This window comes from Arthrobacter sp. 05L45_2, from assembly GCF_056397525.1.
Map to the genome: position 1 here is coordinate 1 of NZ_JBFTNO010000093.1, position 11,062 is coordinate 11,062.

5 protein-coding genes are annotated in these 11,062 nt (G+C 62.8%); all 5 read right to left on the bottom strand.

Going from position 1 to position 11,062, the window contains the following annotated elements; genetic code table 11:
* A partial coding sequence (gene fusA, locus AC1DHD_RS09060; protein ID WP_476879391.1) for an elongation factor G occupies positions 1–1,942 on the bottom strand: 1,942 nt, incomplete at its 3' end.
* A gap of 69 nt (positions 1,943–2,011) precedes the next feature.
* Positions 2,012–2,482: a 30S ribosomal protein S7 gene (gene rpsG / locus AC1DHD_RS09065; RefSeq protein ID WP_026531948.1), complete on the bottom strand. Its 471-nt coding sequence runs from the start codon at positions 2,480–2,482 to the stop codon at positions 2,012–2,014.
* Between the two features lies 1 nt (position 2,483).
* On the bottom strand, positions 2,484–2,858 hold the full coding sequence (gene rpsL / locus AC1DHD_RS09070; protein ID WP_009358312.1) for a 30S ribosomal protein S12: 375 nt from the start codon (positions 2,856–2,858) through the stop codon (positions 2,484–2,486).
* Positions 2,859–3,345: 487 nt separating this feature from the next.
* Positions 3,346–7,245 (bottom strand): DNA-directed RNA polymerase subunit beta', encoded by a 3,900-nt coding sequence (locus AC1DHD_RS09075; RefSeq protein WP_476879392.1) that lies wholly within the window; start codon positions 7,243–7,245, stop codon positions 3,346–3,348.
* A 103-nt stretch (positions 7,246–7,348) separates the two neighbouring features.
* A complete protein-coding gene (rpoB, locus tag AC1DHD_RS09080) occupies positions 7,349–10,864 on the bottom strand; it encodes a DNA-directed RNA polymerase subunit beta (RefSeq protein WP_476879393.1) in 3,516 nt (1,171 codons plus the stop codon).
* Positions 10,865–11,062 lie beyond the last annotated feature (198 nt).

Genomic DNA, 11,062 nt, shown 5'->3' on the forward strand with positions numbered 1-11,062 from the left:
GGGCATCTTCCAYGGACTGCATCTGGCCACGGCGGGAGTTGAGGTCACCGATAACTTCACCCATGTATTCCTCAGGGGTGCGGACCTCGACATCCATCAGCGGTTCGAGCAGGACAGGGTTCGCCTTGCGTGCAGCTTCCTTGAAAGCCATACGGCCGGCGATCTTGAACGCCATTTCCGAGGAGTCAACATCGTGGTAAGCGCCGTCAATCAGCGTCGCCTTGATGCCGACAACCGGGTAACCGGCCAGGACGCCGTCGTTCAGTGCATCCTGGATACCAGCGTCAACGGACGGGATGTATTCGCGCGGAACGCGGCCACCGGTGACCTTGTTCTCGAACTCGTACATCTCGCCTTCGGAGGTGTCCAGGGGCTCGATGGCGATCTGGATCTTTGCGAACTGGCCCGAACCACCGGTCTGCTTCTTGTGCGTGTAGTCGTGACGCTCCACAGCACGCTTGATGGTTTCGCGGTAGGCGACCTGGGGCTTGCCCACGTTTGCCTCGACCTTGAATTCGCGGCGCATGCGGTCCACCAGGATGTCCAGGTGGAGCTCGCCCATGCCGGCGATGATGGTCTGGCCGGTGTCTTCGTTGAGGGAGACCTGGAAGGTCGGGTCCTCAGCGGAGAGCTTCTGGATGGCCGTGGAGAGCTTCTCCTGGTCACCCTTGGTGTTCGGCTCGATCGCAACCGAGATCACGGGCTCCGGGAAGCTCATGGACTCGAGGACAATCTGGTTGGACGAATCGCACAGGGTGTCGCCCGTGGTGGTGTCCTTCAGGCCGATGGCTGCGTAGATGTGGCCCGCGGTAGCGCCGTCGACCGGCATTTCCTTGTTGGCGTGCATCTGGAACAGCTTGCCGATGCGCTCCTTCTTGCCCTTGGTGGAGTTGACCACCTGTGCGCCTGCTTCCACGTGACCGGAGTACACGCGGATGAAGGTGAGCTGGCCGAAGAAGGGGTGTGCGGCGATCTTGAACGCCAGCGCAGAGAACGGCTCGTCAGCGGAAGGCTTCCGGGTCAGTTCCTTCTCTTCGTCGCGGGGATCGTGACCGACCATCGGCGGGACGTCGAGCGGGTTCGGCAGGTAGTCCACGACGGCGTCGAGCATCGGCTGGACGCCGCGGTTCTTGAACGCGGAGCCACAGAAGACCGGGTAGAGCTCGGAGTTGATCGTCATCTTGCGGATGCCGGCCTTGAGCTCGTCGATCGTGATCTCTTCGCCTTCGAGGTACTTCTCCATGAGCTCTTCGGAGGACTCAGCAACGGTCTCAACGAGCGTTGCGCGGTACTCTTCGGCCTTTTCCTTGAGGTCAGCCGGGATCTCCTGGATCTCGTACTTGGCACCCATGGTGACGTCACCCTTGGAGTCGCCGGGCCAGACCAGGGCGCGCATGTAGAGCAGGTCGACGACGCCGATGAAATCGTTCTCGGCGCCGATCGGCAGCTGCATAACGAGCGGCTTGGCACCGAGGCGGCTGATGATGGTGTCGACGGTGAAGTAGAAGTCAGCGCCGAGCTTGTCCATCTTGTTGACGAAGCAGATGCGCGGGACGTTGTACTTGTCAGCCTGGCGCCAAACAGTCTCGGACTGCGGCTCCACGCCTTCCTTGCCATCGAACACGGCGACGGCGCCGTCGAGGACGCGCAGGGAGCGCTCAACCTCAACGGTGAAGTCCACGTGGCCGGGGGTGTCGATGATGTTGATCTGGTTGTTTTCCCAGAAGCAGGTCACGGCGGCAGACGTGATGGTGATGCCGCGTTCCTTTTCCTGTTCCATCCAGTCAGTCGTCGAAGCGCCGTCGTGCGTTTCGCCGATCTTGTGGTTCACACCCGTGTAGAACAGGATGCGCTCGGTAGTAGTGGTCTTGCCGGCATCAATGTGGGCCATGATGCCGATATTGCGGACCTTGCTAAGGTCGGTAAGCACGTCCTGTGCCACGGTGTCTCCCTTTCGGATGGACTGCACGTTCGCCGCCGGCTCGGGTGAGCCGGCGGCGTCCGGGAAGTATTACCAGCGGTAGTGTGCGAAGGCCTTGTTGGACTCGGCCATCTTGTGGGTGTCTTCGCGGCGCTTCACAGCGGCTCCGAGACCGTTCGAGGCGTCCAGGATTTCGTTCTGGAGGCGCTCGGTCATCGTCTTTTCGCGGCGGGCCTTGGAGTAGCCAACCAGCCAGCGGAGGGCGAGGGCCGTGGAACGGCCCGGCTTGACCTCGACGGGGACCTGGTAGGTCGCGCCGCCGACGCGGCGGGAGCGGACCTCGAGGGAAGGCTTGACGTTGTCCATGGCCTTCTTGAGGGCTGCAACGGGGTCGCCGCCGGACTTGGCGCGTGCGCCTTCGAGGGCACCGTAGACGATGCGCTCTGCAGTGGACTTCTTGCCGTCAACGAGCACCTTGTTGATCAGCTGAGTGACCAGCGGGGAGCCGTATACGGGATCTAGTACTAGCGGCCGCTTGGGGGCCGGACCCTTGCGAGGCATATTACTTCTTCTCCATCTTTGCGCCGTAGCGGCTCCGTGCCTGCTTACGGTTCTTCACACCCTGGGTATCAAGGGCGCCACGGACGATCTTGTAACGGACACCCGGAAGGTCCTTAACGCGGCCGCCACGGACGAGCACAATGGAGTGCTCCTGCAGGTTGTGGCCAACACCGGGGATGTAGGCGGTGACTTCTACGCCACCGTTGAGGCGCACACGTGCAACCTTACGGAGAGCCGAGTTCGGCTTCTTCGGGGTCGTCGTGTAAACGCGGGTGCAAACACCACGGCGCATCGGGCTGCCCTTAAGCGCGGGGGCCTTGGTCTTCGAGACCTTAGGCGTGCGGCCCTTGCGGACCAGCTGGTTAATCGTAGGCACTCTCGTGTTCTCCGTTTTATCCGGAGCGGCCGTTGGCGGCCGCTCTCTTGTCGCTGCGCCCCGCCGCTCGAGCTTTGAAGATCTCTCCAGAGCAGCTGAGGCGAAGCCTTAATAGTCGGACCGCACGCCGGGGCGCCGGACTTTCATCCTGAACTGCCCCTAGGCATGCGAAAATGTGGCATACGTTGCACAAGAACCCTGCAAACCGGAAACGTCGTCCTGGTCGGGCTATCCAGCTGCAAGCTGTCTAACTGACCGGCGCACTCATCCACTGCCACAATAACAATTAGTCTCAAGTCTAACACGGACGGTCCCCAGCCCTTAATCGGCGCGGATTCCGCCCCTCCCCCGCAGTCCGTTCCGCCGTCGACTGTTCCCCACCGGCCCCGGCACTTCGGCAAAACGGCCGTATCGAAACACTCGACGGGTTAAAGCGGGATGGTCCCGCACCTTTAGGTGCGGGACCATCCTTCAATGCTGCCTACGGTTAGCGGAAGTCGCTGCCGAGGTCGTAGTCATCCAGCGGGATGGCGTGGAACTCAGGAGCTCCGTCGCCGCCCAGGGAGTCGTAGGAGAAGTCACTGAATGCGCTGGGGCCGGTGAACAGGTTGGCCTTTGCTTCTTCAGTCGGTTCCACCGTGACCTCGGTGTAGCGCGGGAGACCCGTGCCGGCCGGGATGAGCTTACCGATGATGACGTTTTCCTTGAGGCCGAGCAGCGGATCGCTCTTGCCTTCCATGGCCGCCTGCGTCAGGACGCGGGTGGTCTCCTGGAAGGAAGCTGCGGACAGCCAGGACTCGGTCGCCAGGGACGCCTTGGTGATACCCATGAGCTCGGGACGGCCGGAGGCCGGCGTCTTGCCCTCGGAAACCACACGGCGGTTGGCGTCCTCGAAGCGGCTGCGTTCGGCGAGCTCGCCGGGCAGCAGATCCGATTCACCGGATTCGATGACCGTGACGCGGCGCAGCATCTGGCGGACGATAACCTCGACGTGCTTGTCGTGGATACCGATGCCCTGGCTGCGGTACACGCCCTGGACCTCGTCCACCAGGAACTTCTGCGCGGCACGGGGACCCATGATGCGCAGAACCTGCTTGGGGTCGACCGGACCGTTGATGAGCTTCTGGCCAACGCTGACGTGATCGCCATCTTCGATGAGAAGACGTGAACGGCGCAGCACCGGGTAGGCGATCTCTTCGGATCCGTCATCCGGGGTGATGACCAGGCGCATCTGGCGCTCGGACTCTTCGATGGTGATGCGGCCGGCTGCTTCAGCAATCGGTGCGACACCCTTCGGAGTACGGGCTTCGAAGAGCTCCTGGATACGCGGCAGACCCTGGGTGATGTCGTCGCCACCACCGGCGGAGACAGCACCACCGGTGTGGAACGTACGCATGGTCAGCTGGGTACCGGGTTCACCGATGGACTGTGCGGCGATGATGCCGACGGCCTCGCCGATGTCAACGGTCTTGCCGGTGGCCAGCGAACGGCCGTAGCACAGGGCGCAGGTGCCGACGCTGGACTCACAGGTGAGTACGGAGCGGACCTTGACCTCGGTGATGCCGGCTGCGAACAGTTCGGCGATGACGACGTCGCCGCAGTCAGTGCCGGCCGCCGCGAGGACCTTGCCCTTGGCGTCAACGACGTCCACGGCCAGGGTACGGGCGTAGGCGCTGTTCTCGACGTTTTCGTCAAGGACCAGCTCGCCGTTGGCGTCAGCGACCGCGATCGGGGTGACGAGGCCGCGTTCGGTGCCGCAGTCCTCTTCACGGACGATAACGTCCTGCGAGACGTCCACCAGACGACGGGTCAGGTAACCCGAGTTGGCGGTACGCAGGGCGGTATCGGCCAGACCCTTACGGGCACCGTGCGTGGCGATGAAGTATTCCAGCACCGACAAGCCCTCGCGGTAGGAGGACTTGATCGGACGCGGGATGATTTCACCCTTAGGGTTGGCCACCAGGCCACGGATACCCGCGATCTGACGGACCTGCATCCAGTTACCACGTGCACCGGAGGACACCATGCGGTTGATCGTGTTCATCGGGGACAGGCTGTCACGCATCGCCTGGGCGATCTCGTTCGTGGCCTTGTTCCAGATYTCGATCAGTTCCTGGCGACGCTCGTCGTCGTCGATCAGGCCCTTGTCGTACTGGCCCTGGATCTTSGCRGCCATGGTCTCGTARCCGGCGAGGAKSKCCGGCTTGGAGGCCGGGACCTCGATGTCGGAGATGGCGACCGTGACGCCCGAGCGGGTTGCCCAGTAGAAACCGGCATCCTTCAGGTTGTCCAGCGTTGCCGCGGTGACGACCTTCGGGTAGCGCTCGGCAAGGTCGTTGACGATGCGGGACAGTTCGCCCTTGTCGGCAACAGCCTCAACCCACGGGTAGTCCGCGGGCAGCGTCTGGTTGAAGATGACCTGGCCGAGAGAGGTCTCGACCAGTGCGGTCTGACCCTGTTCCCAGCCTTCCGGAGCTTCCCATCCGGCGTAGGGCACGAAGCCCTCGAGCCGGATCTTGACCTTGGAGTTCAGGTGCAGCTCGTGCAGGTCGAACGCCATGATGGCTTCCGAAACGGAGGAGAAGATCCGGCCTTCGCCAGCTGAACCGACACGCTTGGTGGTCAGGTGGTAGAGGCCGATGATCATATCCTGCGAAGGCAGCGTCACCGGGCGGCCGTCGGACGGCTTCAGGATGTTGTTCGAGGACAGCATCAGGATCCGGGCTTCGGCCTGGGCTTCGGGGCTCAGCGGCAGGTGGACTGCCATCTGGTCGCCGTCGAAGTCAGCGTTGAACGCGCCACAAACCAGCGGGTGAAGCTGGATGGCCTTACCTTCAACAAGCTGCGGTTCGAACGCCTGGATGCCGAGGCGGTGCAGGGTAGGTGCACGGTTCAGCAGTACCGGGTGCTCGGTGATGATCTCTTCGAGGACATCCCAGACCTGCGGGCGGTAGCGCTCCACCATCCGCTTGGCCGACTTGATGTTCTGTGCGTGGTTGAGGTCAACCAGGCGCTTCATCACGAACGGCTTGAAGAGCTCCAGGGCCATCTGCTTGGGCAGGCCGCACTGGTGCAGCTTCAGCTGCGGGCCGACGACGATGACCGAACGGCCGGAGTAGTCGACGCGCTTGCCGAGGAGGTTCTGGCGGAAACGGCCCTGCTTGCCCTTGAGCATGTCGCTCAGGGACTTCAGCGGACGGTTGCCCGGTCCGGTGACCGGACGGCCGCGGCGGCCGTTGTCGAAGAGGCTGTCAACAGCTTCCTGAAGCATGCGCTTCTCGTTGTTGACGATGATCTCCGGGGCACCAAGATCAAGCAGGCGCTTGAGGCGGTTGTTGCGGTTGATCACACGGCGGTAGAGGTCGTTGAGGTCGGAGGTCGCGAAGCGGCCGCCGTCCAGCTGGACCATCGGGCGCAGTTCCGGCGGGATCACCGGGACGGCGTCCAGCACCATACCGAGCGGGCTGTTGTTGGTGGTCAGGAACGCGTTGACAACCTTCAGGCGCTTCAGGGCGCGGGTCTTGCGCTGGCCCTTGCCGTTGGCGATGATGTCGCGCAGCAGGTCGGACTCGGCCTGCATGTCGAAGCCTTCAAGACGCTTCTTGATGGCTTCGGCACCCATGGAACCTTCGAAGAACATGCCGTAGCGGTCACGCAGTTCGCGGTACAGGCCCTCGTCGCCTTCGAGGTCGRCGACCTTGAGGTTCTTGAAGCGGTCCCAGACCTGCTCGAGGCGCTCGATCTCAGCATCCGCGCGCTTGCGGACGTTGGCCATCTGGCGGTCGGCGGAGTCGCGGGCCTTCTTCTTGTCGGCAGCCTTGGCACCTTCACCTTCGAGGCGCGCGATCTCGTTTTCGAGGTCGCGGGCGATCGTGGCGATGTCGGAGTCGCGGTTGTCGATCAGCTGCTTCTTCTCGATGTCGTGCTCAACCTGCAGGTTGGGCAGTTCCTCGTGACGGGCGTCAGCATCGACACTGGTGATCATGTAGGCAGCGAAGTAGATGACCTTTTCGAGGTCCTTCGGTGCCAGGTCAAGGAGGTAGCCCAGGCGGGACGGGACACCCTTGAAGTACCAGATGTGCGTGACCGGGGCGGCCAGTTCGATGTGGCCCATGCGCTCACGGCGCACCTTGGCACGGGTGACCTCAACGCCACACCGCTCGCAGATGATGCCCTTGAAGCRCACGCGCTTGTACTTGCCGCAGTAGCATTCCCAGTCGCGGGACGGGCCGAAGATCTTCTCGCAGAAGAGGCCGTCCTTCTCAGGCTTGAGCGTGCGGTAGTTGATGGTTTCCGGCTTCTTAACCTCGCCGTAAGACCAGCCACGGATGTCTTCCGCGGTGGCGAGGCCGATCTGCATGAGGCCGAAGGAGGATTCGCTGGACATATGGTCCCTGTTCTCTCTTGTTCTCTAAATTCTGAAGTCTTGGGTTACGGGAAGAGGGAGGTGGCGTACGACGGCGGGATCACCCGCCGTCGTACGGCACCTGCTAAACCTCTTCTACGGAACTGGGCTCTGCACGAGACAGATCGATGCCCAGTTCTTCCGCAGCCGTGAAGACTGCGTCATCAGAGTCACGCATTTCAATTGTGGTTCCGTCCGTGGAAAGCACTTCCACGTTCAGGCACAGCGACTGCATTTCCTTGATCAAGACCTTGAAGGACTCAGGAACGCCCGGCTCCGGGATGTTCTCGCCCTTGACGATGGCTTCGTAGACCTTCACACGACCGTGGATATCATCCGACTTGATCGTGAGGAGTTCCTGGAGCGTGTAGGCGGCGCCGTAAGCTTCGAGCGCCCACACTTCCATTTCACCGAAGCGCTGGCCACCGAACTGTGCCTTACCACCCAGCGGCTGCTGCGTGATCATGGAGTACGGGCCGGTGGAGCGTGCGTGGATCTTGTCGTCCACCAGGTGGTGGAGCTTCAGGATGTACATGTAGCCGACCGAGATCGGATCCGGGAACGGCTCGCCGGAGCGGCCGTCAAACAGGCGGGTCTTGCCCGAGGAGTTGATCAGGCGGTCACCGTCGCGGGTGACGTTGGTGGAGTCGAGCAGGCCCGTGATTTCTTCTTCACGCGCACCGTCGAAGACCGGCGTTGCAACAGTGGTCTGGCCACTCTCGCGCGGCAGGTTCGGCAGCTGCTTGACCCACTCGGGCTCACCCTCGATCTTCCAACCGGTCTTGGCAACCCAGCCAAGGTGGGTTTCGAGCACCTGGCCGACGTTCATACGGCCCGGAACACCCAGCGGGTTCAGGACGATATCAACGGGGGTGCCGTCGGCAAGGAACGGCATGTCCTCGATCGGGAGGATCTTGGAGATAACACCCTTGTTGCCGTGACGGCCGGCGAGCTTGTCGCCGTCGGTGATCTTGCGCTTGGCGGCCACGTAGACGCGGACCAGCTGGTTGACGCCCGGGGGCAGCTCGTCGTCGTTGTCGCGGTCGAAGACGCGGACGCCGATGACGGTGCCGGATTCGCCGTGCGGAACCTTCAGGGAGGTGTCGCGCACTTCGCGGGACTTCTCACCGAAGATGGCGCGCAGCAGGCGCTCTTCCGGGGTCAGCTCGGTCTCGCCCTTGGGGGTGACCTTACCGACCAGGATGTCGCCGGCCTCAACCTCGGCACCGATGTGGATGATGCCGCGCTCGTCCAGGCCTGCCAGGACTTCCTCGGACACGTTCGGGATGTCACGGGTGATTTCCTCGGCACCAAGCTTGGTGTCGCGGGCATCGATCTCGTGCTCCTCGATGTGGATCGAGGACAGGACGTCTTCGGCCACGATCCGCTGGGACAGGATGATGGCGTCCTCGAAGTTGTGGCCTTCCCATGACATGAATGCCACGAGCAGGTTCTTACCGAGGGCGAGTTYACCCTGGTCCGTTGCCGGGCCGTCGGCGATGATGCCGCCGACTTCCAGGCGCTGGCCTTCGTTGACCAGGACGCGGTTGTTGTAGCAGTTGCCCTGGTTGGAACGCGCGAACTTGTTGATCCGGTAGTTGGTCTCGGTACCGTCGTCGTTGAGCACGATGACGAGTTCAGCCGAAACCTCGGTGACCACACCGGCCTTCTTGGCGATGGTGACGTCACCGGCGTCGACAGCGGCGGCGCGCTCCATGCCGGTGCCGACGAACGGCGCCTCGGAACGGACCAGCGGCACAGCCTGGCGCTGCATGTTGGCACCCATGAGTGCACGGTTGGCRTCGTCRTGCTCGAGGAACGGGATCAGGGCGGTAGCCACGGACACCATCTGGCGCGGGGAGACGTCCATGAACTCGACGTCGGCGGCGGGGACCAGCACGGGCTCGCCTCCACCACCGCGGGCGCGGACCAGGACGGTCTCTTCGGCGAAACGCTTGTTCTCGTCGAGCGGCGCGTTGGCCTGAGCGATCAGGACCTCGGCCTCGTCGTCGGCGGTGAGGTACTGGACCTCATCGGAGACGACACCTTCGGAAACAAGGCGGTACGGGGTTTCGATGAAACCGAACGGGTTGATGCGTCCGTAGGAAGCCAGCGAACCGATCAGGCCGATGTTCGGGCCTTCAGGGGTTTCGATGGGGCACATACGTCCGTAGTGGGACGGGTGCACGTCACGGACTTCCATGCCGGCGCGGTCACGGGACAGACCACCCGGGCCAAGCGCGGACAGGCGGCGCTTGTGGGTSAGRCCCGAGAGCGGGTTGTTCTGGTCCATGAACTGKGACAGCTGGGAMGTTCCGAAGAACTCCTTGATGGCTGCCACGACGGGGCGGATGTTGATCAGGGTCTGCGGCGTGATGGCCTCGACGTCCTGGGTGGTCATCCGCTCGCGGACAACGCGCTCCATACGGGACAGGCCGGTGCGGACCTGGTTCTCGATGAGCTCGCCGACGGCGCGGATGCGGCGGTTGCCGAAGTGGTCGATGTCATCGATCTCGACGCGGAGTTCGTGGTCCTGACCGTCGCGCTTGCCCGTGAGGGTCTTCTCACCGGCGTGCAGGGCTACCAGGAACTTGATCATGGCAACGATGTCTTCAACGTGCAGCACGGAGGCTTCCTTGTCACCAAGGGAGCGGTCGATGCCGAGCTTGCGGTTGATCTTGTAACGGCCAACCTTGGCCAGATCGTAGCGCTTGGAGTTGAAGTACAGGTTGTCCAGCAGGGACTGGGCAGCCTCGACGGTGGGCGGCTCGCCCGGTCGCAGCTTCCGGTAGATGTCCAGCAAGGCGTCTTCGCGGGTTTCGGTCGCGTCCTTCTCCAGCGTCGCGCGCATGGAGTCGTACTGGCCGAATTCCTCGAGGATCTGGCCTTCGGTCCAGCCGAGGGCCTTCAGCAGCACCGTGACGGACTGCTTGCGCTTGCGGTCGAGGCGGACGCCGACCTGGTCGCGCTTGTCGATTTCGAGTTCGAACCAGGCGCCGCGGGACGGGATGATCTTCGCGGTGAAGATGTCCTTGTCGCTGGTCTTGTCGGCGGTGCGCTCGAAGTAGGCACCCGGGGAGCGGACGAGCTGGGACACGACGACACGCTCGGTGCCGTTAACGACGAAGGTGCCCTTCTCGGTCATCAGCGGGAAGTCGCCCATGAACACGGTCTGCTGCTTGATTTCGCCCGTGTTGTTGTTCATGAACTCGGCCTTGACGTACAGCGGAGCCGAGTACGTAGCGTCCCGGTCCTTGCACTCGGCCATGGTGTACTTCGGGTCAGCGAACTCCGGCTCGGAGAAGCTCAGGGACATGGTGCCCTGGAAGTCCTCGATCGGGGAGATCTCTTCGAAGATGTCAGACAGGCCCGACGTGGTGGCGACGCTGAGGTCGCCTTCTTCGACGGCCTTCGCGACGCGTGCCTGCCAGCGTTCGTTTCCGACCAGCCAGTCGAAGCTGTCCGTTTGCAGGGCAAGCAGATTCGGAACGTCAAGCGGTTCGTGAATCTTTGCGAAGGAGAGCCGGCGGGTTGCACCGTCGGTGCTGTCGGCATTGATAGCGGTAGCGTTGTTTACATTAGAGGTGCTCGAGGCGACCAAGAGGGATCCTTCCACAGACCTTCAGGCGTTTTYAGATCTCCCCCGTTATGCACCCTGCGAAAGTGACTCCGCAGTGCTACCAATCCGGTTCCGCTATATGACCCGGGAACCCACGCTGACCATGCTGGTGCACGTTGTAGACGGCACATTGATGGAGCAGCTGTCAGGCTAAGCCCACCGCTATATGAAGGCTGAAGG